Origin of the sequence: Oceanobacillus halotolerans (assembly GCF_010993955.1) — a bacterium.
Classification (GTDB): domain Bacteria; phylum Bacillota; class Bacilli; order Bacillales; family Amphibacillaceae; genus Oceanibacillus_A; species Oceanibacillus_A halotolerans.
The window spans coordinates 1-23,291 of the sequence record NZ_WIXL01000013.1; the positions used below are offsets into that span (position 1 = coordinate 1).

At 36.9% G+C, this 23,291-nt stretch carries 22 protein-coding genes and 11 tRNA genes; 4 read left to right on the top strand and 29 right to left on the bottom strand.

Translation table 11 applies throughout. From position 1 onward, the window contains the following. Positions 1-172: 172 nt before the first annotated feature. The 12 genes from GHC26_RS12975 to GHC26_RS13030 form a co-directional block, all read right to left on the bottom strand. A tRNA-Ile gene (locus GHC26_RS12975) sits at positions 173-246 on the bottom strand. 9 nt (positions 247-255) lie between these two features. Further along, positions 256-329 (bottom strand) — tRNA-Gly (locus tag GHC26_RS12980). 32 nt (positions 330-361) lie between these two features. Next, a tRNA-Pro gene (locus GHC26_RS12985) sits at positions 362-438 on the bottom strand. A 6-nt stretch (positions 439-444) separates the two neighbouring features. Continuing rightward, positions 445-521: transfer RNA gene (locus tag GHC26_RS12990), tRNA-Arg, on the bottom strand. A 55-nt stretch (positions 522-576) separates the two neighbouring features. Further along, a tRNA-Leu gene (locus tag GHC26_RS12995) sits at positions 577-663 on the bottom strand. A 4-nt stretch (positions 664-667) separates the two neighbouring features. Further along, a tRNA-Lys gene (locus GHC26_RS13000) sits at positions 668-743 on the bottom strand. Positions 744-975: 232 nt separating this feature from the next. Next, positions 976-1,050, bottom strand: a tRNA-Gln gene (locus tag GHC26_RS13005). 5 nt (positions 1,051-1,055) lie between these two features. Further along, positions 1,056-1,132, bottom strand: a tRNA-Asp gene (locus GHC26_RS13010). Positions 1,133-1,157: 25 nt separating this feature from the next. Further along, positions 1,158-1,229: transfer RNA gene (locus GHC26_RS13015), tRNA-Glu, on the bottom strand. A 5-nt stretch (positions 1,230-1,234) separates the two neighbouring features. Next, a tRNA-Ser gene (locus tag GHC26_RS13020) sits at positions 1,235-1,325 on the bottom strand. Between the two features lie 3 nt (positions 1,326-1,328). Further along, positions 1,329-1,403: transfer RNA gene (locus GHC26_RS13025), tRNA-Asn, on the bottom strand. A gap of 302 nt (positions 1,404-1,705) precedes the next feature. Next, complete coding sequence (locus GHC26_RS13030; protein WP_163971705.1) at positions 1,706-2,158, bottom strand: SprT family protein; 453 nt, start codon at positions 2,156-2,158, stop codon at positions 1,706-1,708. Positions 2,159-2,365: 207 nt separating this feature from the next. Between GHC26_RS13030 and GHC26_RS13035 the strand changes: the two genes are divergently transcribed. Further along, positions 2,366-3,862 carry a catalase gene (locus GHC26_RS13035; RefSeq protein ID WP_163971706.1) on the top strand — a complete coding sequence of 499 codons (1,497 nt, stop codon included), beginning with the start codon at positions 2,366-2,368 and terminating at the stop codon, positions 3,860-3,862. 72 nt (positions 3,863-3,934) lie between these two features. Here GHC26_RS13035 and GHC26_RS13040 read toward each other — a convergent pair whose 3' ends face one another. The 13 genes from GHC26_RS13040 to acpS all read right to left on the bottom strand — a co-directional run bounded on the left by GHC26_RS13040 (position 3,935) and on the right by acpS (position 15,163). Continuing rightward, entirely contained in the window at positions 3,935-6,082 is a 2,148-nt protein-coding gene (locus GHC26_RS13040) for a Tex family protein (RefSeq protein ID WP_163971793.1), read from the bottom strand. A 91-nt stretch (positions 6,083-6,173) separates the two neighbouring features. After that, on the bottom strand, positions 6,174-6,782 hold the full coding sequence (locus GHC26_RS13045) for a SpoIIE family protein phosphatase (protein WP_163971707.1): 609 nt from the start codon (positions 6,780-6,782) through the stop codon (positions 6,174-6,176). Further along, positions 6,779-7,570 (bottom strand): RNA polymerase sigma factor SigB, encoded by a 792-nt coding sequence (gene sigB / locus GHC26_RS13050; protein WP_163971708.1) that lies wholly within the window; start codon positions 7,568-7,570, stop codon positions 6,779-6,781. Before sigB ends, GHC26_RS13045 begins: the two co-directional genes overlap by 4 nt. Beyond that, complete coding sequence (gene rsbW, locus GHC26_RS13055; RefSeq protein ID WP_163971709.1) at positions 7,542-8,018, bottom strand: anti-sigma B factor RsbW; 477 nt, start codon at positions 8,016-8,018, stop codon at positions 7,542-7,544. Before rsbW ends, sigB begins: the two co-directional genes overlap by 29 nt. Further along, complete coding sequence (locus tag GHC26_RS13060) at positions 8,018-8,350, bottom strand: STAS domain-containing protein (RefSeq protein ID WP_163971710.1); 333 nt, start codon at positions 8,348-8,350, stop codon at positions 8,018-8,020. The genes rsbW and GHC26_RS13060 overlap by 1 nt, the downstream gene beginning before the upstream one ends. Before the next feature lie 114 nt (positions 8,351-8,464). Next, positions 8,465-9,475, bottom strand: a complete 1,011-nt coding sequence (locus GHC26_RS13065) for a PP2C family protein-serine/threonine phosphatase (RefSeq protein ID WP_163971711.1) — start codon at positions 9,473-9,475, stop codon at positions 8,465-8,467. Between the two features lie 71 nt (positions 9,476-9,546). Then, complete coding sequence (locus tag GHC26_RS13070; protein WP_163971712.1) at positions 9,547-9,948, bottom strand: anti-sigma regulatory factor; 402 nt, start codon at positions 9,946-9,948, stop codon at positions 9,547-9,549. Positions 9,949-9,952: 4 nt separating this feature from the next. Continuing rightward, entirely contained in the window at positions 9,953-10,309 is a 357-nt protein-coding gene (locus GHC26_RS13075) for an STAS domain-containing protein (RefSeq protein WP_163971713.1), read from the bottom strand. A gap of 5 nt (positions 10,310-10,314) precedes the next feature. Continuing rightward, entirely contained in the window at positions 10,315-11,184 is an 870-nt protein-coding gene (locus GHC26_RS13080; protein WP_163971714.1) for an RsbT co-antagonist protein RsbRA, read from the bottom strand. Between the two features lie 399 nt (positions 11,185-11,583). Beyond that, the gene (locus GHC26_RS13085; RefSeq protein ID WP_163971715.1) at positions 11,584-11,943 is read right to left on the bottom strand and encodes a type II toxin-antitoxin system PemK/MazF family toxin; all 360 of its coding nucleotides are present in this window, start codon (positions 11,941-11,943) and stop codon (positions 11,584-11,586) included. 4 nt (positions 11,944-11,947) lie between these two features. Further along, complete coding sequence (locus tag GHC26_RS13090) at positions 11,948-12,232, bottom strand: CopG family ribbon-helix-helix protein (RefSeq protein WP_205599224.1); 285 nt, start codon at positions 12,230-12,232, stop codon at positions 11,948-11,950. 1,187 nt (positions 12,233-13,419) lie between these two features. Then, positions 13,420-14,445: a LolA family protein gene (locus GHC26_RS13095; RefSeq protein WP_163971717.1), complete on the bottom strand. Its 1,026-nt coding sequence runs from the start codon at positions 14,443-14,445 to the stop codon at positions 13,420-13,422. Positions 14,446-14,803: 358 nt separating this feature from the next. Then, positions 14,804-15,163 carry a holo-ACP synthase gene (acpS, locus tag GHC26_RS13100; RefSeq protein ID WP_163971718.1) on the bottom strand — a complete coding sequence of 120 codons (360 nt, stop codon included), beginning with the start codon at positions 15,161-15,163 and terminating at the stop codon, positions 14,804-14,806. A 143-nt stretch (positions 15,164-15,306) separates the two neighbouring features. Between acpS and GHC26_RS13105 the strand changes: the two genes are divergently transcribed. Continuing rightward, the gene (locus GHC26_RS13105) at positions 15,307-16,083 is read left to right on the top strand and encodes a rhomboid family intramembrane serine protease (RefSeq protein WP_163971719.1); all 777 of its coding nucleotides are present in this window, start codon (positions 15,307-15,309) and stop codon (positions 16,081-16,083) included. A gap of 65 nt (positions 16,084-16,148) precedes the next feature. On the opposite strand, the gene GHC26_RS13110 is transcribed toward GHC26_RS13105, so the two are convergent. The 3 genes from GHC26_RS13110 to GHC26_RS13120 form a co-directional block, all read right to left on the bottom strand. Continuing rightward, complete coding sequence (locus tag GHC26_RS13110; protein WP_163971720.1) at positions 16,149-17,600, bottom strand: PH domain-containing protein; 1,452 nt, start codon at positions 17,598-17,600, stop codon at positions 16,149-16,151. Continuing rightward, a complete protein-coding gene (locus GHC26_RS13115) occupies positions 17,593-18,072 on the bottom strand; it encodes a PH domain-containing protein (RefSeq protein ID WP_163971721.1) in 480 nt (159 codons plus the stop codon). Before GHC26_RS13115 ends, GHC26_RS13110 begins: the two co-directional genes overlap by 8 nt. A gap of 113 nt (positions 18,073-18,185) precedes the next feature. After that, on the bottom strand, positions 18,186-19,664 hold the full coding sequence (locus GHC26_RS13120; protein WP_163971722.1) for a DEAD/DEAH box helicase: 1,479 nt from the start codon (positions 19,662-19,664) through the stop codon (positions 18,186-18,188). A 332-nt stretch (positions 19,665-19,996) separates the two neighbouring features. On the opposite strand from GHC26_RS13120, the gene GHC26_RS13125 reads away from it, so the two are divergent. Both GHC26_RS13125 and GHC26_RS13130 read left to right on the top strand, forming a co-directional pair. Next, on the top strand, positions 19,997-20,902 hold the full coding sequence (locus GHC26_RS13125) for a DMT family transporter (protein ID WP_163971723.1): 906 nt from the start codon (positions 19,997-19,999) through the stop codon (positions 20,900-20,902). A gap of 72 nt (positions 20,903-20,974) precedes the next feature. After that, a complete protein-coding gene (locus GHC26_RS13130) occupies positions 20,975-21,835 on the top strand; it encodes a DegV family protein (protein ID WP_163971724.1) in 861 nt (286 codons plus the stop codon). A 444-nt stretch (positions 21,836-22,279) separates the two neighbouring features. Here GHC26_RS13130 and GHC26_RS13135 read toward each other — a convergent pair whose 3' ends face one another. Next, entirely contained in the window at positions 22,280-22,990 is a 711-nt protein-coding gene (locus GHC26_RS13135) for an alpha/beta hydrolase (protein WP_163971725.1), read from the bottom strand. Between the last annotated feature and the right edge of the window lie 301 nt (positions 22,991-23,291).

A 23,291-nucleotide genomic window follows, 5' to 3' on the forward strand; every position in this document is an offset into this window, starting at 1 on the left:
TCTCACGAAATTCTTAGCTTTCATTCGTACTTGACATACTGGTTGTTTTGTTCAGTTTTCAAGGAGCAAATATTGCTTTTATAGCAACTTTTATATAATATCACACATTTATTTCAATGTCAATATGATATTTAACTATTAATCACTCACTATCTTATATGTTATAAGTGAGTGGGCCTGAGTGGACTCGAACCACCGACCTCACGCTTATCAGGCGTGCGCTCTAACCGGCTGAGCTACAGGCCCTAAAAAGTTTGGAGCGGGTGATGGGAATCGAACCCACGACATCAGCTTGGAAGGCTGAGGTTTTACCACTAAACTACACCCGCATTAATTAATGATTAGGAATCTATTAGTAAGATGGTCGGGAAGACAGGATTCGAACCTGCGACCCCATGGTCCCAAACCATGTGCTCTACCAAGCTGAGCTACTTCCCGTTGTTATGGCGCGCCCGAGAGGAGTCGAACCCCTAACCTTTTGATCCGTAGTCAAACGCTCTATCCAATTGAGCTACGGGCGCTTCAAAAGCGACAAATATTAATATATCATATTTATAAAGTGAAGTCAAATTTTCATGGTGCGGCCGAGAGGACTTGAACCTCCACGGGATTAACTCCCACTAGGCCCTCAACCTAGCGCGTCTGCCATTCCGCCACGACCGCATAATGGTGAGCCATGGAGGATTCGAACCTCCGACCCTCTGATTAAAAGTCAGATGCTCTACCGACTGAGCTAATGGCTCATATGATTTTAACCTTCTTTTTAGATCATGAGCGTTCATTTGTGCTCGTCGTGTTGCATGTTATTTCAGTGACGTCGCACTCCTCGCAAGCCTGCACTTGGTTGTTTTTTCGATGATGTTTGCGGCTAGCTAATGGCTCATATGATTTTAAACTTCTTTTTAAGTTGTGAGCATTTTATACGTACTCATCATTACTATACTTATTACCAAACCCAATATAGGGCATAAAAAATGGCTGGGCTACCAGGATTCGAACCTGGGAATCACGGGATCAAAACCCGATGCCTTACCGCTTGGCTATAGCCCAACAAATGGCGGTCCGGACGGGACTCGAACCCGCGACCTCCTGCGTGACAGGCAGGCATTCTAACCAACTGAACTACCGGACCGAACCTATTCTTTTATAATAGAAGATGACCCGTACGGGATTCGAACCCGTGTTACCGCCGTGAAAGGGCGGTGTCTTAACCACTTGACCAACGGGCCATGAATGGCGGAGAAGGAGGGATTTGAACCCTCGCGCCGCTTACGCGACCTACACCCTTAGCAGGGGCGCCTCTTCAGCCACTTGAGTACTTCTCCATTTGGCTCCACAGGTAGGATTCGAACCTACGACCGATCGGTTAACAGCCGATTGCTCTACCACTGAGCTACTGTGGAATAATCTAATAGGAATTAACAATCTAATCAGTATTCCATTATATTATAATTGAATACTACTACGTTTTAATTCGCGGTTGTTTATTGCGACGAGAAATATAATACAACAGATAAAGAAACTTGTCAACACTTTAAAAAAGTTTTTTAAAAACCTTTTAAATGCGTCATAGGAAACTTATTACGATTTATGAATTCTAACGTAAAGTGCTTATATAATTTAACATGAAAGACAAGTTTCGTCAATAGCTTTTATTTCTCTTTTTTCTTTGTCTAAACCTACACTATATAAACATATCGTTCACTTATAGCACATACAATTCCCCTTTACATTTTCCACATCGATATTTACTTATATCCACTCGACGTTTTCTTCTATATATTTGTCCACAATTTTTACATTTATAAGTATGTTTATAAGTATTTCGATTCGAAGGTAAGGGATTACAGTATCTAGGCGAATTTGTCTTTTGCAATAATGCTTTGAATTCTGGATCACGATGTTGATACCCTTTTCCTTCAATATGAAGGTGATAATGACATAACTCGTGCTTGATAATCCCTATATATTCATTTTCATCCATTTCCAACATATATTTAGGGTTGAGTTCTATTAGTTTCTTTTGAGGTAAATACCTTCCACCTGTTGTTCTCAATCGATTATTATATACAACTTTATCCATAAATGGTTTATGAAAATATTTCTTAGATACATCATTGACTAGTTTATACAATTCTCCTTCACTTAGTAATGCCATTAGATCTCTTCCTTAACTTTAATATTTATATATCTATATAACCGTATTTTAACATATGATAAACATCTATTACCCTATTAATACACCATTATCATAGTGCCTACCTAAATTAAAATCATTTTAAATAAACATTGATTTTTAATAGGTTTATATTATAATATATTTATAACACATAATTTCAATATTTAAAGGAGAGGTGTTTTTATCATGAGTCAAGAAAATAATCAAAAGAAAATGACTACCGCTTTTGGTGCTCCAGTACCAAATGATGATAATTCAAAAACTGCTGGTCCAAGAGGGCCATTATTAATGGAGGACTACTGGTTCCTTGAAAAAATGGCACACTTTGACCGAGAAGTTATTCCAGAGCGTCGTATGCATGCCAAAGGATCTGGAGCATACGGAACGTTTACAGTGACAAATGATATCACTAAATATACAAAAGCTGATATCTTTTCTGAAGTTGGTAAGAAAACAGACATGTTTATTCGTTACTCTACCGTTGCTGGTGAAAGAGGAGCAGCTGATGCAGAACGTGATATCCGCGGTACTGCAATGAAATTCTATACAAAAGAAGGAAACTGGGATCTTGTCGGAAACAATACTCCAGTATTTTTCATGAGAGATCCAAAGAGATTCCCAGACTTAAACCATGTTGTTAAACGTGATCCAAGAACAAATATGAATAACCCTCAAGCACAATGGGATTTCTGGACTTCTTTACCTGAAGCGTTACACCAAGTAACCATTGTTATGAGTGACCGTGGTATTCCAGCAAGCTATCGTAACATGAATATGTTCGGAAGCCATACCTTCAGCTTAATTAATGCTGACAATGAACGTTTCTGGGTAAAATTCCATTTCAAAACACAACAAGGGATTAAAAACTTAACTTCTGAAGAAGCTGAAGAATTGATTGGTAAAGATCGTGAAAGCCATCAAAAAGATTTATATGAAAATATCGAAAATGGTAACTTCCCGAAATGGACCATGTACATCCAAGTGATGACAGAGGAAGAAGCGAAAAACATGCCATATAACCCATTTGACTTAACAAAAGTATGGTATAAAAAAGACTTTCCACTTATTGAAGTTGGAGAAGTAGAGTTGAACCGTAACCCAGATAACTATTTTGAAGAAGTAGAACAAGCAGCATTTGCGCCGACTAACATTGTTCCTGGTATTGGATTTTCACCAGATAAAATGCTTCAAGGACGTCTATTCTCTTATGGAGATGCTCAACGTTACCGTTTAGGTGTAAATCACTGGCAAATTCCAGTAAACTATCCGAAGAATGCAGAAAACTTCCATCCATATCATCGTGATGGTGCAATGAGAATTCATCCATTCGCAGGTAATCATAATCAAGTTTCTTACTCCCCTAATAGCTATGGCGAGTGGGAAGATACGAAAGAACATCAAGAACCAGCACTTGAGCTTAGTGGAGGTGCTGACTACTGGAACTTCCGTGAAGATGATGACATGTACTATGAACAGCCAGGTAAGTTATTCCGCTTAATGACGCCAGAACAACAAGAGCGCCTGTTTAAAACGACTGCAGCTGAAATGCAAGGTACAACAAAAGAAGTTCAGCTTCGCCATATTAACAACTGCTACAAAGCAGACCCTGCATATGGTGAAGGTGTTGCGAAAGCGCTAGGCATTTCACTAAGTGATGTCGAAGCTGCAAGTGATGTGGAATAATTGTTAACCTAAAAAGCAGCACCCATATTTTATGGGATGCTGCTTTTTTATGTCTATTCTCAATTTCAAATTCTATTTCTCAATCATAGATAAGGCAACTCTTCCTTTTTGCACATCTACGTTTTCTACCCAAACTGTAACAACATCGCCAACTGAAGCTATATCCATTGGGTGTTTCACAAACTGATTGGACATTTTGGAAATGTGCACAAGCCCGTCCTGTTTCACACCAATATCGACAAAAACACCAAAATCGACAACATTACGGATGGTTCCTTGTAATTCCATTCCTTGTGTTAGATCTTCTAACGATAAAACATTTTTCTTCAATAATGGTTTAGGTAAATCATCTCGAGGATCACGTTCTGGACGACTTAAAGCATCCATTATATCATTAAGAGTAGGTTCCCCTATCCCCAGCTTTTCAGCCATTTCTTTTTTATTTACCATCTTCAAATGATCGCGTAAGTTTTCATCTCCAATATCCGTCACATCAAAGTTTAGCATTTCTAACAACTTTTCTGTATGTTCATAGCTTTCAGGATGGACTGGCGTTCGATCTAACGGATAATTTCCACCTACTACTCGCAAAAAGCCAATTGCTTGTTCATAGGTTTTTGCTCCTAATCTTGGAATCTTTTTCAATTCTTTTCGATTGGTGAATTTCCCAGTCTCGTTACGATGCTTTACAATATTATTGGCGACTGTTTTACTTAGGCCTGCGACATGTTGTAAAAGCGATGTCGAAGCTGTATTTACGTTCACGCCAACTTGGTTTACCGTTGTTTCTACAACAAAATGAAGGGATTCATTTAGTGCCTTTTGGCTCACATCATGTTGGTATTGCCCTACACCAATTGATTTTGGATCTATTTTCACCAGTTCTGCTAACGGGTCTTGTACTCTTCTAGCAATTGAAACAGCACTTCTCTCTTCTACTTGTAAATCAGGAAATTCCTCACGTGCTAACTTTGAGGCGGAATACACACTTGCTCCTGCTTCATTGACAATAATATAAGGGATATCTAAGTTATGCTTACCAATGACATCCGCTATAAATTGTTCAGTTTCCCTGGAGGCTGTCCCATTTCCAACTGCAATTAATTCGACATCATATTGATTAATCATACGCATTACAATTTTCTCTGCACCAGCTGTATCATTTTTTGGCGCTGTTGGGTACATTACACCAACCTCATGCATTTTTCCTGTTTCATCCACTACAGCTAGTTTACAGCCAGTACGAAAAGCAGGGTCCACTCCAAGAACTGTTTTCCCCTTTAATGGTGGCTGTAATAGTAGATTTTTTAAGTTTTTGGAAAATACATCAATCGCTTGTTCTTCCGCTTTTTCCGTTAGATTATTACGTATTTCCCGTTCAATAGAAGGTTGAATTAGCCGTTTATAGCTATCTTCTATTGCTTCTTGTACATAACTTCTTGCAGCCTCATTGGATGGATTACTGATAATCTCTTTTTGTAAAAACGTCATAATACGTTCAATCGGAGGAGTAATGGTTACTTTTAAAATATCTTCTTTTTCCCCTCGGTTTAATGCCAATATACGATGGGAAACCATAGAACGGACTGATTCACTATAGTCATAATACATTTCAAAGACACTTTTCTCGTCTTGTTCCTTGTTTTTTGCCTCCGATTGAATGCTGCCATATTTAAACGTTACATCACGGATAAATGTACGAATCTCAGGGTTGTCTGAAATCCATTCCGCTATAATATGTTTTGCGCCAGTTAGTACATCTTCTATTGTATGTAGCTCTTGCTCATCTGACAGATATTTTTGAGCCTCTTCTTCTATTGATTCAATTTGTTGTTCCCACAATAACGTCGCTAAGGGCTCCAAGCCTTTTTCTTTTGCAATGGTTGCTTTTGTACGACGTTTTTGCTTATATGGACGATATAAGTCCTCTACACGTTGTAATTGTGTAGCTCGGTTAATGGCTTGTTCTAATTCTGGTGTTAATTTCCCTTGCTCATCAATCAAGCGAATCACTTCTTGTTTTCGCTCTGCAAGATTAACCGCATATTGCCATTTATCATGAATTAGCTTTATTTGTACTTCATCTAAACCACCAGTTACTTCTTTACGATACCGTGCAATAAATGGGACTGTATTCCCCTCATCTATTAAGGAAATAACCATCCTTACAGTCTGTTGCTTTACCTTTGTTTCACTCGCTACCCATTGTGTTAATTCCATATCTAATTCTGTTGACACATTCGTACCTCCTTTTAGTTCCAACTTATTTTACCAAAGAATTGACTTCCAAACAAAAAGAGACTGACAACTGTCAGTCTTCGTCACCAGTATATCTCATCGCAATTAATGTAGTATCATCAGTACGAGATGATTCAGTCATATAGGCAAATGATTTTGTTATTTCCGATACTTTTCGATTCGAGAAAAAGGGCTGATGTAAATCACGATCGGTTACCCCATCAGAAAACATAAAAAAGCGCATATTTGGTTTTAATTTCTCTGTTGTTGTTTTATATGGTGATGCATATCCTGCCAAATAACCTGCATTTGGAATAATTCGCTGTTTTTTCTCATCTGCAGTAATTGTCATAACACCAATATTTCCTATAGAAGAAAAAGTAAATTCCTTCTTAGAAAAGTCAATCTTCAAAATCCCTAATACTGCACCACGTTTTCCGTGTAGGTTTTTATTACTACATTTTATAATTTGTTCTACAGGAGCTTGTGCATTCTGCTGAATGGTATCAATTACACTACGAGAGGACTCTTTTGCATAATCACCACTACCTAATCCATCGGCAAGTGCACAAATAAATTCGTTCTCCGTCTCTGTATAAAAGTAACTATCCCCACATTGATGATTTCCCTTTTTGGCTTGTTGGAAAATAGCTACCTCCATCTTCTTCCAATCTATACTCATTCCAAAACCTCCGTACTTCCTGAATGGATGGTTTCCCGGAGTTTACGCAATGAACGCCTCTGTATTCTAGATACGTGCATTTGAGAAATACCTAAGAGGTCCCCTGTTTCCTTCTGACTTAAATTCTCAAAGTAGGTGTAGCGTAAAATTTGTTGTTCACGTTCTGATAAAACTGGCATAATTTTCTCTAAGACTAGCTTTTGATCAATAGTATCATATGCCTTTTCATCTTTTCCTATTAAATCTAAAATAGCTACCGTACTCCCATCAGAATCTGCTTCGACTTTTCGATCAACAGATAATGCTTTATAACTTTTCCCCATTTCCATTGTTTCAAGAATATCCTCTTGTGAAACATCTAAATATTTTGCAATTTCTTGTACAGTAGGAGACTCTTGATTCTGAATCATTAATTCATCTACTGCATTTTTTATTTTTGGTCCTAGTTCCTTAACTCGCCTTGGAACATGAACACTCCATGTCTTATCCCGTATATAGCGTTTAATTTCTCCGACTATCGTTGGGATTGCAAATGATTCAAATGTCTTCCCCTGACTAGCATCAAATCGTCTCACAGCCGCCAATAATCCTATCATCCCAACCTGTACAAGATCTTCGTGAATAGTACTATTTTTGGAATACTTTCTAGCAATAGACTCCACTAGGTCATTAAAGGTGAGTACAAGCTGTTCTTGAATCGCTTCATCTGTTGGGTTTTCTTGAAGATCCTTGATTAACTGGTAAACCTCGTCTCGTCCGTTACTTGCTGGTTGAGATTTGGTCGTCATCAAAACCCACCTCGGTATTGTGAAGGTACTTGGTCATTAATACTACTACACCATAGTTATTGTTAATAATAACTTTATCCATTAAGGCTTCGATTAAAAATAAACCAAAACCACCTTCACGTAGATTTTCTACAGATTCAGTGCTTTGAAACGGACCAATACCCCCTTTAACATCTCGTAAACTAAAGCTTTCTCCACGATCAGCTACCATTACCTCCAAGCGATTTTCATATACTCCAAAACCAATTGTAACTTCACCTTGTTCCTCATTCTGATAGGCATGGGTGACAGCATTTGTTATAGCTTCGGAAACAGCAACTTTTAAATCTTCTATTTCTTCGTAGGTGAATCCCATTCGGCTTGCAACTCCAGATAGACTTAAACGCACCATACCAACGTATTCGGCTTTTGAAGGTATTTTCATTTCAATAAAATCAATAGGTTCCATTACGTTGAGCCACCTCGAATCGTTGGGTTAATATCGAAAATTTCATTTAATCCTGTTATGTTAAACAAACGCAAAACACGTTCTTGTAAATCTGTTAATATTAGTTTGCTATTATATTCTTTTGTGGATTTTAAGGCACTAATAAAAACACCTAATCCTGTACTATCCATATAGGTAACATGTTCTAAATTCACTTCTATCATATGTCCATCGCTTTTGGTTAGCGGTAAGAGTGTTTTTTTTAATTGTGGTGCTGTATATGCATCAATTTCCCCTTTTACTTGTATAACGGATTTATGTTCCCCTTCTATCACATCAATCACTAAGTCCATGTTCATCCTCCTTCGCATAAGAATGAAAACTGTGATTCATTCCTGATGTATGACGCTAGAGCAAATCGTTCTCGTTATATATAACAACTACTCTATACCCACATTTCGTGAACCTTAAACATCTCTTTTTAAAACAATTAAGGAAAAGTCATCTTTTAATTCAAAATTCTGAACACGTTCGAAGTACTTATATACTTTCATAACCATTTCCTGTGCGGAAAGATGAGCATACTGTTGAATAACCTCGAGAACTTCCTCCGTTTCAATGAAATCATCTCCACGCCTCGATTCCGTTACACCATCCGTTAATAGTATAGCCATATCACCCTTTTGGAGCTCTAAGGTATGTTGCGCATACTCAGCTGTAGAGGATACACCTAACACAACCCCTTTTGCTTCCATTGTATGAAATGTATGATCATGGCTATTAAAGTAATAACCTGGTTCATGACCTGCGGATGCATAGTGAAGTTTTTTTTCTGCGGGAGTATATTGAGCGTAGAACATCGTAATAAACATACTTGGATCAATATTTTGTTCAACTACTCTATTTAAGTTTTTTAAAATTGCCTTTGGACTCATTGATTCTTCTGGAAAACTTTCCATCGAATACTTGATCATTGACATACATAATGCAGCAGGTATCCCTTTTCCAATCACATCTGCAAGTGCAATACCTACCGATCCATCTGAACCTTGGATAAAATGGTGATAGTCTCCATTCATTTGGCTCGCTGGTACACTGATCACCCCTATATCCAACCCTTCCACTTGGGGTTTTTTCGTTGCTAAAAGCGAATTTTGCATATTAGCTGCTACTGCAATTTCTGATTCTAGTTTAGATTGCCTTTCCTGTAGTGATTGAAATTGTTGATGTGCTAACCCATAGGAAATCATCGTTTCTAATAGAAAGTCCATTGAGTGCTGAAAATCTGCACTCAAATCAGGATATAACTCCATCAGAGCTTGTATATGTAAATTGACAATTTCCTCAGGTAATAAACTATTTTTAATAAATGATTTACTTATCTGTTCCGCACTATAAAGCGATGTTTCATCTTGTGTTTCTATATATTGTTTTAATATTTGTTTATAAATTGATGACTCTTTCTTGATTGACTCCATCGGAAAAACCTTCCTTTTCCTAATGTATCTTTTCTGAAACTAATTTTACATATAAAACAGTTACAGTTACATTATCGCACCCATTTTATTGCTTTTATTTCTGTTCCTTTTCCTATTTCAGATTTTATATCAAATTCATCCATCAAACGTTTAACACCTGGAAGCCCGGCACCTAGACCACCAGATGTAGAAAAACCATCTTCCATTACTTGCCCGACATCATCTATACCAGGCCCAGAATCCGTTGCTAGAATGGACATCCCTTTTTGATCCATATTTTCAATCACGTCAAAACAGACTTTCCCATCACGCGCATATAAATAGATATTACGAGCAATTTCTGATATAGCAGTAGCAATTCGGGCTTGGTCAACCGTTCCAAAACCTGTTTTCCTAGCAATATCCCGCCCAAGTTGCCTTGCCGCAACAATATCCCATTCTCTTTGAATTGTTACACAGGATTGGTGATTCATGTTCTTAATCCCCCAATTCCTGGCGAAGTTTTACCAAGCCTTGTTCTAAATCTAGAGCAGTTGGCACATTTCGCAAATGTATTCCGAGGTCAATTAATGTCATGGCAACTGCAGGTTGTATACCAGTTAATACGACTTTTGCCCCCATTAGATCTGACATACTTACGACATCTCCTAAAACTTTGGCTATAAAAGAGTCGATTATTTCAACAGAGGTTAAATCAATGACTACTCCAGATGCCCCTGTTTCATGGATTTTATTTAAAAGATCCTCTTGAAATTGTATAGCTGTATTATCATCAATCTCTGTTTGTATCGAAATCAACAAATAATTGTGTAGCTTTAAAATAGGTATTCGCAAACCACTCACTCCTTATTTAGCGAATCTAAGATATTTTCCATACTCTCCACTTTAGAATCAATATCCACAATTTTTCGATTGGTAATCTCTAAAGCAGTACCAAATCCTTTTCGCAGTGAACTTTTGGTTGGGAATCGATCCAAATCAATTCCTAAGTTCACGATAGTTTGGGCAATTTCAGGGCGAATACCTACTAAGATACATGTTGCCCCTACTAACCGTACAGCTTCTGCAGCTTGAATAATATGATGTGCTACCATTGTATCCACTACTGGTACACCTGTTATATCTATTAATACAACTTCCGAATTATGTTTAATCACACCATCTAATAGATTTTCCATAATTAATTTTGCACGTTCCGTATCAATTGTTCCAATTAATGGCATAATTGTAATATTTTCCATGACCGGAATTAGTGGTGCAGATAATTCTTGTAATGCCACCCGTTGTAATGACACTATATTTTCCCAGCTTCCAGAATATTCGTTGACTAATTGGCGAATAATGGGTTCAATCCAAAAATCCACACTTTTCAATAATTTTGATGTATAATCGGAATCTACTTTTTCAGATTGACTCAATATAAAATCAATGGTAACCCTTCTGAAAACTTGCAGCCCATCTGTGATATAACTTAACGGCCAGCCTAAGTTTATCAGCTTTTCAGAAAATGTTTCAAGATGATTCCGAGTTCCTTGATTTTTTATACTGGTAAAAATGACATTTACAAATTCCCTGTTTGTACTTTCAAACAGTTCCTCGGGTATGTTTTTCGTATAATTACCGTCCTTCACAAAGTCAATTTCATTCATCCATTTATCCACAATTGTTTCGCTATTATTTAATACAATTTCCTTAAACTTCCCGTCCATCTGTTTACCCCCTGTATCTTAGCCAATATCCTAATTATATGAATTATATAAAAGTTCATGATGCTTCACATTATCTTTCATTGTAACATAAGTTAGAATGCATCATCCAATTGAATGGGTGCAAGTCAATCTTTAAACCATGAATAAAAGCTAGAAGTGCCCTGATCATCGCCGATTAGAAAACTTGACTTGTCGCCAAGTTGCGAAAGTATTGCACTTATGCAGTAAAGAGGAGTAGCACGAGGAGCCTCACTAGCCGCTCGCTAAAAAGCGGTAGTGTATTTCCGTAGCGGTAAGTTACGGACAGTATCTATCAACTCCGATAGTGAGTAAACAACAAAGTATGCGAAAAGAGTCTCCATATAAAAAAACCCCTGCTTTTTTAGAACAAGGGTAGACTTATTGGCCGTACATATCTTGAAGTCCAAGACTTATTTCCAACGCACGGTCTATCTTTTTCATCATCTCATCATCTAGTATCGTTATCTTATCTGTTAAACGCTGCTTATCCAATGTACGTATCTGCTCTAGCAAAATGACAGAATTACGATCAAATCCATAACGTTTCGCATCAATCTCCACATGTGTTGGGAGCTTTGCCTTTTGAATCTGTGCTGTTATGGCGGCTACAATGACAGTTGGACTAAATCGATTACCAATATTATTTTGTAGGATCAACACCGGGCGTATGCCCCCCTGCTCTGACCCAACAACAGGGGATAAATCAGCGAAATAAACTTCGCCTCGTTGAACGATCAAATTGTTACACCCCGATCACGGTGCGCTCTAAGGTGTTTTCTGCCTCCTCTTCAGCTTGAAAAGCCTCTGAAGCAATCGTTAGGTTAATACGAGCCATTTCTTCATAACCTTTTCGCATGGATTCTCGAAATTGTTGGATGTGCTCATCTTTCTTATGCTCTAAATAATTCCTAGTCGCCTGACAAATAAAATCACTTAAGTCTTTGTTTTCATATTTCACTAATCCATCCACCTCATTCAACAGGTTTTGTGGTAATCTCACTAAAATTTCCTGTATGCTTTCTGACAATACCATGCACCTCCGACAACTGTTGTACGATCATTTATGAATTCATTATTATATTATCATTGTATTACATGCATTGCAAAGGCTTATTATAAAAAATTTAATATAAATGGCTCAAAATGAAATACATCACAACAAAATTGTTAAAAATGGAGTAAATCGCTTTGTCTAAATGCCATTAGTAGTACCGCCAAAACGTATCATCTACAATGTAGGTTACCAGAACAACCGCAAATTACAGGGTATTTACAAGATAAGATAAGATAACTGCCTACTGTTTATATTTATTTCCAATTATTTATATTATGCCAGTTCTGGGTAAAAATTAGAAGTAAGATTTCCATTTTTATTCTAAACTTGAAAAAGAAAGTGTCTTTCCGTTCTCCATTATCTTTATAATGCGGGGCGAGATAATAAGACGTTACCTAAAAAAGCTTTATCCTAAAAAACGCTTTTCGCATGCTTTGTTGTTTTACTGCTGCGCATAATCCATATTGTGCGCAGACAGTCGCTTTCACCATGGGCATAAGTGCAACATCTGTTCAAACTATTCGTTTTCACAGTGTCTTCTTTACCGCGGACAGACGCTTTTAGCTTCCTCTATAGAAAAGCGGAAGTGCCTTGGTCACCCCCGATTAGAAAACTTGGCTTGTCGCCATGTGGCGAAAGCCTTAGTTGCACTTATGCAGTAAGTAGATTCTTATCTGCCAAGCTTAAGCCGAGCCTCGGCGTGGCGCTTTTTGCCACAAAGAGGATTGACTTAAGACCTCGAGGGGGTAGGTACTGCAGCTAGACATCGGAAGCAAATACCTGCTTCCTGTGGGATCTTCAGCTGTTGTTTTTTCCGCAGGAGTCGACTGTCCTACGCTCCAATCAACTATCGTATAAACATAATATATAATAAGAAGTGTTTATCCTATCAGTGGAGGAAATATACGTAGACTCCAACGGGAGGAAAGGCCTAGATGAGACCCCGCAAACGAGGAACGAGTTGAGGAGGCTCAACAGCCACCCGTGGAAAGCGAAGTATATTTCCAGAACGGATAAACCCTCTAAGCATCGCTTACTGGAGCGGAAATCAACAGCACTATTTTATTGCGCATAATCCATCAACTATTCATTAAGACTTATACTTAAAGAAAGCCAAATAAAAAGCAGACTCGGCAATAATGAGCCTGCCTGCTCCAATTTTACTTCACTGCTTTTGCCTGAACCGATTGTGCGACATTCACTAATTCATCTTTTGTTAATTCTTCACTAGCGAGATAGAAATTCACACCTTCTTTGCTCCACTCAATAGAATTGTCTGATAGTGCACCAATTGCATGTCCTAAGTTCACAATTTCCCCTTCTACTTCTTTTGGTGAGGAAAGCGTTGGCACTACATCTAGCTTTTCCTGTACTAAGGTGAAGTTCTTTTCACCTGTATACGTCATAATAATACGTTCCCCATTATTGGTTGTTACTTCTTTTGTTTCCGTTAGTTCTGCTTCTGCTGTTTCTAATGGGAAAAGAGGTGTGAAGTTTTCAGATTCCTCTTCTCCTGATACAGGAAGATCTTCAGTAGCACTGGTTTGCATGTTTTTTTCCATAGAGAAGTCGTCTTCTTCAAAACTTGGATTTGTATCAAAGTTAGAAAATGACACTTCTACTAACGCTTCTTTATCTTTATCAAGTACTTTTACTAAGACTGGTGTATAATCATCTTTGTTAAAGCGAATTTCTTGATATGGTAGATTATTATTGCTTTGATAATTTGTTTTGGTTTCAAACACATAATTTGTATCATCGGCATTAAAAGCTGCTTCTCCATCTTTCACAATATCATTTACAAGTGACTGGTAGAGATATGGTTGACTACTATTTTCAGGCCACTCTGTTTGAAACTTAAAACTTTTATTTAACTCTGGAGTTAAGACAAACACACCATCTTCATTTTTTAAGATGACTTGACTTTCTTTATCATCTGCAGCATTTGTTAGTGTTACTCGATAAAAATCTTCTTTCTTATACCAAATATCAATATTATACGTTTGATCTTCCTCACCAGTATTCATCGTCATTTCTGCTTGTGCCTTATACCCATCCATCTCATCTAACTTTCCTTCGAGTTCCTCCACAACATCTTCTTGTGACTTTTCCCCACCGCCACAGGCAGCAAGTAAGAGAACAAAACCTAAGACAATAACGGACCTGATACCTACTTGTTTATTCATCGACATGTCTCCCTTGTCTCAATTCTTTGAAGAAATAATAGACTAACCGAGCTTACAGCAAGTCCATTTTCTCCCTGTGCTTTTTGATTATCGAAATACAATCACCTATTCTCCATGGAACAAAGGGAACTTAAATCTCGTGTTATCCATGCTCAAAATGAACGATATAGTGTATGCAATTGTTCAACTGCCCCCCCTACATACTTGATATTACTTTTGTTTATTCATCTCGTATCATCATCACGTACCCGCCTATACCGCACATTTTAAGACCATGCCTCCTTAACACAATGTTCCCTTCTACCCGCACTAAAAATATATGAGACAACCTTGTTATTTATGCAAGACACATGTCCACTTATTTTTCCTCGATCACAATTTGGGCAACCACATAATTCTTACTATGAGAGATGGAAACAAATATTGTATTCGTTTCATATCCTTTCACTTTCATCATTGGTGCACCATTTTGATCATGAGACACTTCCATATGCTTAAAACTTAATTTACCTATCCCCGTACCAATTGCCTTTGCAAAAGCTTCCTTAGCAGCAAATCTACCAGCTAAAAATTCTACCTTCCGATGATTATGTTCTAATTCATTCATTTTCTTCAATTCTCGATTGGTCAAAACTCGTTTTGCTAGACGGTTACTTTTTTCTAAACTTTTTTCGATACGATCTAATTCTAATAAGTCGATACCAATTCCTTTAATCATCATATGCCATTCCTTTCCTTCTAGTCACAATTCGTTGCATTTATCAGCCAGGGTTTAGTAACCTAATAGTAATCATACTTTTTATCATAATTGATTACACTATAGTAATCATATTTTATGCCCTTTATATTAGGAGGAAGAAGATGTTTATTCGTACGGAAAGAAGTATAAAGGAATTTATGCAATATTATCCAGTTGTTTCCACACTCATTATTATCCATTTATCTTTATGGCTACTAATTGACTTCTTACAACTTCCACTTGCTTCACTATTGTATCAATGGGGAGCTGGAAGCAATTTTTATATACTTAATGAAGGGGAGTACTGGCGGTTAATTACACCGATTTTCCTCCATGGTGGATTAATGCATACATTATTTAATTCCTTTGCATTAGTCCTATTTGGCCCTGCATTAGAACAAATGCTAGGAAAAGTAAAATTTATTGCAGCCTATTTAGGAGCAGGATTAGCAGGGAATATTGCGACATTATTACTTGGACCCTCTTCTTTCTACTATGTACATGTTGGTGCTTCTGGGGCTATTTTTGGGTTATTTGGTATTTATATCTATATGACATTATTACGTAAAGATTTAATTGACCAGTCAAGCTCACAAGTCGTGATGACCATCTCTATTATTGGCCTTGTCATGACATTCCTTCGACCTGGAATAAATATATATGCACATATTTTTGGATTCATTGGTGGGTTATTACTAGCACCTATTGTGTTAAACAAAGCACAGCCATTTTCCGTGTGGCGAAACCGCCCTGTCCGACGAAATGATGACACTATACAGTTTGATCCAAATCGTTGGAGAAAAAAACGATTCTCACCAAAACTAAAAAAAAATCTTTTTTGGATCATCCTTGGCATCCTCGTTTTATTAGGATTACTAGGAAGATTAAATATTTGGTAAAACCCTTTTGGCATGCTAGTTTTCTTCCCACTATAAACATCAAAAGCTAGAGACGCTCGTTGTCTCTAGCTTTTTTCGCGTAAGGAATACCACTCCGATAAATCATTAACGGTTTCTTCTTCTAAGTCCTTTATTTTATAATGCTTTCCAACACCCAGTTTTCCAATAATAGAAAATTGTAAAGTTGCTAAGCTTTGTGTTTTTTGAATTTTATGCTGTGTCTTTTCAAATGCTTGAATCCGCTTATGGAATAACATCATCGTTATTCTATTCACAGCACGATATCGTATGGTTAGCTGGTCTCCATTAATCCGATAACCACTATCATGGTGTCGTAACCATCCTAACCCTATACTGACAAGGAGTAATAGGAGAGGAATCCAACTATATTCTAAAAAGAAATACGAAACAACACCAAGCGCGATAAGCATGAGAAAGCTAGATCGAAACAAGTAAAATATTAGCGAGCGTTTCGGTAAACGATGAAGATCCTTGGAGACGGGAACATAATCTGGCAATAGATCCTTTAGAAAGTCATGTACTTCATTTGTTTTCATAATAGGAAATAAAACCGTCGAATAATCCTCTCCTTTGTCGATTGTTCCACCTGCCACTTCTGCAAAGACGGTTACATATCCCAGTGGCTGTCGAATAATACTTTCCCCGATTCCAACTGCTTGAATTCGTTTCAATGGGATTGTAATTTGCTTTTTTTCTAATAAGCCTCGTGTAATAAATAACTCATCATTATTTCTTGTAATCGTAAAGTTTCCATACTTAATCATTGTCCCAGCTATTCCAAGTAACCAAAGAACTAATAATAACGAAACAATCAATCCAATTAGAAAGAGAATGCTTAATCCAATCATCCAATTAATGGTTTGGTCATAAAAGCTTTCTGGAATAAACTGCTCTAATTCCGAGAAAAACACAACAAAAATTGCTAGTAAAATACCGATACTTCCAGATGTAGAGCCAGCTATAAAAAGTCGTTTAAACGTTATCTTATGTGTAGGTTGAACTAGCTCTGTTGAGTCGGTTGTTACTTCCTCCACTTCCTCGTCATTAGCCAGTTGTGAAGGTTTAGCTCCTTTTAACTTACTTCTTAGTTTTTCCCCGTCGGATAGTTTCACAGCACTAAGCGATGCTTCTGCACTAGTACCACTTCCTGCTGTTTCAACTTGTACTTTTACTAGCTTAAAAATTCGATGTAGGACGCTTTGTGTTAAATCAATCGATTGAATTCTATTTTTGGAAATATAACGCTTCTTTCGAATAAGGATACCATATTCAATACGTAATTCCTCATCCTCCACTCGATATGTATAACGATACCATGACAAAATACTATAAATGACTAACAACAAAGCAATACCAGATCCAATTAATAAAACGTAGATTAATGCCTCATTACGGAAAGAGAAAAGACCAATAACTATTGGGATAATTCCTTCTCTTATTACTTTTAAAAAGTTAAAAATAATAGCTAAAGGATGTAAGCGTAACGGTTCAGACATCATCATCGTCCACCCTTGCTAAAGCTGAGATTTTATCCCGTAAATCAGAAGCATCTTCTTCTAACAGAGCTGGGATTTCATGTGTAGTCGCTGCCGTTGAAATAGTAACACTAGCTAACTGGAATTTTTTTAAGATTGGACCTTGCTTTGTATCGACGTGTTGTACACGAATCATTGGTACTAAGGTACGGGAAACAATTAGAATACCGTGTTGTATATAAATTTCTTGTTCAAAAACCTCATACCGCCATCTTCTCCAACGTAATTTAGGAACTAAGAAAACAAAGATATATGTACATACCGCACTAAGGATAATACCAATTACCCAAAAGACATGTGACCAATCATATAAAAACGAAACGATACCTATTGCAATACTGATAATCCAAAGAATTCCAACTGAGAGCATAGCTGATATTTTCCAAGCTTTTATTGCGTCTTTTGCAATCCTATTAATTGGTGGTTGCCGCATAAAATCCCCCTTCCATTTGTTCCACTCTCTACTATACCCTATCACAGGCTATTATGAAATAAGCATATTAAAAAAGCTCCACTATATAAGGGAGCCTTTTGTTTCATTTAGGATTAATCGCGATATTGACGTTTCTTTTGAAAGTTCCCTTTACGATTGCGACCACCCTGATTACGTCCACCTTGGTTACGACCTCCTTGACTACGTTTTCCGTAATAGCGTTTGTTATTGGAACGGCGATTATTGTCATTCGATCGTTTTGCCTTTTTCACACTAATTGGTGCTACTGAAGAAATTTGGACTGGTGTATCTCTTCGTTCTTTTGTTAGCATTTTTAATGCCGCTGAAATGACGGTGATTGAATCATGGTCTTGTAGCAATTCATTTGCTGCTTCATGATATTCCTGTAAATTCTGCTTTTCGATGGTCTTGATAATCTTTTCAACCGTTATTTGTTGTTGTCCACGTTGTGCATCTTGGGTTGTTGGTGGCATTAGGCGTTTCATTTTACTTTTTATCGTTTTCTCAATCAATTGAAGGTGCGCCATTTCTCTAGGTGTAATAAACGAAATCGCTTCACCAGTTTTCCCTGCTCTTCCAGTTCGGCCAATTCGGTGAACATAACTTTCGGGATCTTGCGGAATATCAAAATTATAAACATGTGTGACACCCGAAATATCTAACCCACGTGCCGCAACATCAGTAGCAACTAATACATCTACTCGACCATGTTTAAATTTATTTAACACAGACATCCGCTTACCTTGTGTTAAATCACCATGTATACCCTCAGCACGGAACCCTCTTGCTTGCAAGCCATCCGTTATTTCATCTACTCTCTTTTTCGTTCGACTAAAAATAATTGCCAAATCTGGTGTATGAATATCAAGATGATTGTTCAGCGTTTCAAATTTTTGTTTTTCTGGAATTTCGATAAAATATTGATCAATATTTTCTACCGTCATTTCTTTTGCTTTTACTTTTATTTCTTTTGGCTGATTCATCAAATTAGTTGCGATATCACGGATCTCTTTTGGCATTGTAGCGGAAAATAACAATGTTTGTCTTTCTTCTGGAATTCCTTTTAATATATCACGTATATCATCAATAAAACCCATGTTTAACATTTCATCTGCTTCATCTAACACTGTTATTTTTACATTACTTGTACGTATTGTTCTACGACGCATATGATCCAATAATCTACCAGGGGTTGCAACGACAATTTGTGGTCCATCCTTTAATGCACGAATTTGGCGATCCATTTGTTGGCCACCAAAAATAGCTAATGCACGTATGCCTTTGAATTTTGCTAGGCGATTTAATTCTTCTGCCACCTGGATAGCTAGTTCTCTTGTTGGTGCGACAACAAGAGCTTGTATTTTCCGTTGTTTCGCATCAATTTTCTCAATCATTGGAATACCAAATGCTGCTGTTTTCCCTGTGCCTGTTTGTGCCTGACCGATTACATCATTCCCACTAACCGCTAATGGAATGGTTTCCGCTTGAATCGGCGTTGCTTCTTCAAAACCCATATTTTCTAATGCTTTCATAATCGGGTTACTGATTTGTAATTCATTAAATGTTGTCACCGTACGACTACTCCTTTATTCATTATGTTATTGATTACCTTTTCGCGAGGTATACTAATATTACGTATTGTATCATACACCGAAATAAAAAAAGCCAACACCCAATATTGGAAGGAGGCCTCATCCGATCAATCATACTCTCCATAACAGTTAATTTATCATAACATATTTGTAAAGTAGTTATCTACTACTTCGTTACGAAGTGATTTTTTAGATACCACATGGTAAAATATGTTCATTATGATAAATATAACTTTTACTAATACCATTAATCCTATTTATAGGAAAACGTAATGACATTACTAAACTAGATGAGGCAAAGGAGGCAATTTATGCGTCTTCCTCCATTTAATCCATATATTGCGATTGTAATTGGAGTTATATCTGTATCAACATCAGCTGTACTTGTAAAGTTAGCAGCTGGAACACCAGCATCCATTATTGCTAACTATCGATTATTGTTTGCTGTTCTTATTATGACTCCAATTGTCATAATTAAACACAGACATGAATTTAAACGAATTGATCAAAAAGACTGGATCCTATCCATTTTAGCAGGGATATTCCTAGCCTTTCACTTTATTTTTTGGTTTGAATCCCTAAACTATACATCTGTTGCAAGTTCAGTAGTACTTGTTTCATTACAACCTATTTTTGCCTTTCTTGGTACATACCTCTTTTTTCAAGAGCGATTTTCTCCAGGTGCAATTATTAGTATGGTCATTGCCTTGTTGGGAAGTTTTATTATTAGTTGGGGCGACTTTCAAATTAGTGGTATGGCCTTATTTGGAGATGTCTTAGCATTGTTAGGTGCAATTATGGTAACTGTATATTTCTTGATGGGGCAAAAAGCAAGAAAAAGTTTATCATTAATGACTTACACATTTATCGTATATGGTGTTAGCTCCATTACACTTATTATATATAACATTATGCTACAAAACGACTTTTTTGGCTATCCTGCTGAACATTGGTGGATATTTATTGCATTGGCTGTTATCCCGACATTTTTCGGGCATACACTTTTTAATTGGGCACTTAAATGGGTAAGCACAGCTACGATTTCCATGGCTATTGTCTTTGAACCAGTTGGTGCTTCTATTCTAGCCTATTTCATTTTAGGTGAAAAAGTAACCTGGTCTCAATGGCTTGGTGGTACGATCGTGTTATTTGGGTTGTTCCTATTTATCATGAGTACCAGTCGTAAACCAAGTGTGACAATATCAAAGAAAAAATAGGCTTTAAGTTATATAATTGTCTGGCATTAACTGGTATAATTAGAATAATTATGATGAAGTGGGTGATATAACATGACCATTCAGCTTATGACTGATGGGGGCGCAGATATTCCAAAGCGCCTACAAGATGCCTTGGATCTTATCGTTGTTCCTCTTTATTTGCACTTTAAAGATGAAGAATTTAGAACTGGAATAGATCTTGATTTAAAGGGGTTTTATAGAAAAATACAGGAGACAAAAGAACTGCCTCGCTCATCAGCACCGAGTCCTAATGACTTTTACGAAGCATATAAAAAGGTAGAAAAAACGAAACCAATTATCATGCTTAGCTTAACAAAAGGATTAAGTACTACTTATGAAAATGCTGTCCTTGGAAAAAATATGCTACTAGAAGAGGAACCAGAACGTAAGATTGAAGTAATTAATACCAAAACAGCTTCATGTGGTATTGCTTTATTGCTTCATGAAGCAGATCAGAAAATAAAAGAAAACTATAGCTATCAACAATTAATTGACCATTTACACGAAAGAGTCGAAGCAACAACAACGCTATTTGTGTTAAAAACACTTGAAAATTTAGTTCGTGGTGGTCGAGTTGATAAAGTGAAGGGGACAATTGCGAAAACATTAAATATCAAGTTATTAATGCGAGCAAGTGAAGAAGGCACCATTGAGGTAACAGAGAAGGTGCGTGGCGATAAGAAATCAATTCGTCGTTTTATCGAACAAATTGGGGAATATACAAAAAATGTGGAAGACAAAGTAATCACGATGACTCATTCCAATGCAGAAGAACGTGCAACATCTGTTTTAGGGGAAATTTGTAACAAATACTCCTTTAAAGATTCATATTTATCAGAAACAGGTCCTTTAATTTCAACCTACGCAGGAGAAGGTGGACTTGTCATTTCCTTTTTCAAAGATAAAAAATAAGCCTTAAAAGAAGACTGTTTTATAAAAGGTTGTTGTTTTTAAAGTGTGAAATCTTAATGAATAGTTTAAATAGTTTATCGATTGCGACATAACTTGAGATGATGGTTGGAGCAATTACCCGTTCCAGAAATATACTGGTTTTGTGCTATTCTACTTTTTAACATTGTTATTGCAAATACGATAGTTGATTGGAGCGACAGTCGACTCTGGGAAAAAACACGCAGCTAGATCTGAGCAGGAAGCGAAGTTTACTTCCAATGTCTAGCTTCGATGTACAAGATGTCCTAGTACTGTCATTGTCACAACCCGTGGTGAAAGCGACTGTCTGGAGTGGAAATCAAAGACTCTTAATTACGTCGCATTTTCTATCAACTCAGATGATGATAAACAATAGATTACGCAAAAAGAGCCTAAAAAGAAAAACGGAGTAACCTGCATAGAGTTTTACTCCGTTTTTACGGTTTCTTTGTTTTCTATCAAAAAAGAATAAGTGATGTTATTCAATGTATCTTTATCTTCACCTAAACAAATACAATGTCTAGATCGCTCAAATAGAACTACTTCTTTTCGTTCAGAGGTGATATGCCTGTCGAAGTAATAAGGGGTTTTATAGGGGACCATATTATCTTGTTGACCTTGTGCAATTAACACAGGAGATTTTACTTTATTTAAGTATTTTCGCGTGAACCGAACTAATTTCAAAAACTCTAAATTAGCTTTAAATGGAACTTCACCCATTTTCCGCTTATAATTTAAATAAATTTCATTATGTTCCAGTTCTCCTTTTACACCATCTATTAGTACATCACCTATATCTCTTCCAATTTGCTTGAATGCTAAATACTTACCTGCTGGTGCCAGTAACACTAATTTTGCAATATTGTAGGTTGCTGCTAAATATGCTGCAATCATTCCACCCATAGAAAAGCCAATTAAAAATACTTCATCATACTGCGCTTCTAATTCTTTTACCCTTTCCTCTGCTGCTTCAATCCATTTTTCATGTGTGACATTTTCTAATGCCAGCTTATCTCCATGACCAGGTAGTGTTGGTACTTCTATGTGCCAATTTGTCTGTTCTTGTAAAAAGTCTGCTAAGGGAGCAACTTCATAAGGTCCTCCAGTATACCCATGTATAATTAAACAAGCTTTCATATCCATTTCTCCTCATTCATTATTATAGTTGTAGACATCCACAGTTTCCCCCATAAGGTGTAGGACATGTAACTTTAATAAAGACGGTTTCCCAAAGTATTAATTCCTTTTTGTCTGATTAGGTCTACATAAAAGGCACTTTTCACATACTTTATTGTTTTATTTTATTTACTGCGCATCATTTATATTGTGCGCAATAGTTTTAATATGTTTTCTTATCATCCTTTATAGGATGAGTGGTTAACTACCGCAGCGGAAAACACTCGCTTTCCTCGGGGAACGCTTCAGCCTCCTCGCGAGC

What these genes read in the sequence shown, in the direction of transcription:
- GHC26_RS13135 (WP_163971725.1), bottom strand. Translation starts at nt 22,990, where the DNA reads ATGAAAGCTTGTTTAATTATACATGGGTATACTGGAGGACCTTATGAA.
- GHC26_RS13115 (WP_163971721.1), bottom strand. Translation starts at nt 18,072, where the DNA reads ATGCGGCAACCACCAATTAATAGGATTGCAAAAGACGCAATAAAAGCT.
- sigB (WP_163971708.1), bottom strand. Translation starts at nt 7,570, where the DNA reads ATGACGACCAAATCTCAACCAGCAAGTAACGGACGAGACGAGGTTTAC.
- GHC26_RS13095 (WP_163971717.1), bottom strand. Translation starts at nt 14,445, where the DNA reads ATGAATAAACAAGTAGGTATCAGGTCCGTTATTGTCTTAGGTTTTGTT.
- GHC26_RS13105 (WP_163971719.1), top strand. Translation starts at nt 15,307, where the DNA reads ATGTTTATTCGTACGGAAAGAAGTATAAAGGAATTTATGCAATATTAT.
- GHC26_RS13125 (WP_163971723.1), top strand. Translation starts at nt 19,997, where the DNA reads ATGCGTCTTCCTCCATTTAATCCATATATTGCGATTGTAATTGGAGTT.
- acpS (WP_163971718.1), bottom strand. Translation starts at nt 15,163, where the DNA reads ATGATTAAAGGAATTGGTATCGACTTATTAGAATTAGATCGTATCGAA.
- GHC26_RS13065 (WP_163971711.1), bottom strand. Translation starts at nt 9,475, where the DNA reads ATGGAGTCAATCAAGAAAGAGTCATCAATTTATAAACAAATATTAAAA.
- GHC26_RS13110 (WP_163971720.1), bottom strand. Translation starts at nt 17,600, where the DNA reads ATGTCTGAACCGTTACGCTTACATCCTTTAGCTATTATTTTTAACTTT.
- rsbW (WP_163971709.1), bottom strand. Translation starts at nt 8,018, where the DNA reads ATGGAACCTATTGATTTTATTGAAATGAAAATACCTTCAAAAGCCGAA.
- GHC26_RS13040 (WP_163971793.1), bottom strand. Translation starts at nt 6,082, where the DNA reads ATGGAATTAACACAATGGGTAGCGAGTGAAACAAAGGTAAAGCAACAG.
- GHC26_RS13060 (WP_163971710.1), bottom strand. Translation starts at nt 8,350, where the DNA reads ATGGACTTAGTGATTGATGTGATAGAAGGGGAACATAAATCCGTTATA.
- GHC26_RS13035 (WP_163971706.1), top strand. Translation starts at nt 2,366, where the DNA reads ATGAGTCAAGAAAATAATCAAAAGAAAATGACTACCGCTTTTGGTGCT.
- GHC26_RS13045 (WP_163971707.1), bottom strand. Translation starts at nt 6,782, where the DNA reads ATGAGTATAGATTGGAAGAAGATGGAGGTAGCTATTTTCCAACAAGCC.
- GHC26_RS13130 (WP_163971724.1), top strand. Translation starts at nt 20,975, where the DNA reads ATGACCATTCAGCTTATGACTGATGGGGGCGCAGATATTCCAAAGCGC.
- GHC26_RS13070 (WP_163971712.1), bottom strand. Translation starts at nt 9,948, where the DNA reads ATGAATCACCAATCCTGTGTAACAATTCAAAGAGAATGGGATATTGTT.
- GHC26_RS13030 (WP_163971705.1), bottom strand. Translation starts at nt 2,158, where the DNA reads ATGGCATTACTAAGTGAAGGAGAATTGTATAAACTAGTCAATGATGTA.
- GHC26_RS13080 (WP_163971714.1), bottom strand. Translation starts at nt 11,184, where the DNA reads ATGGACGGGAAGTTTAAGGAAATTGTATTAAATAATAGCGAAACAATT.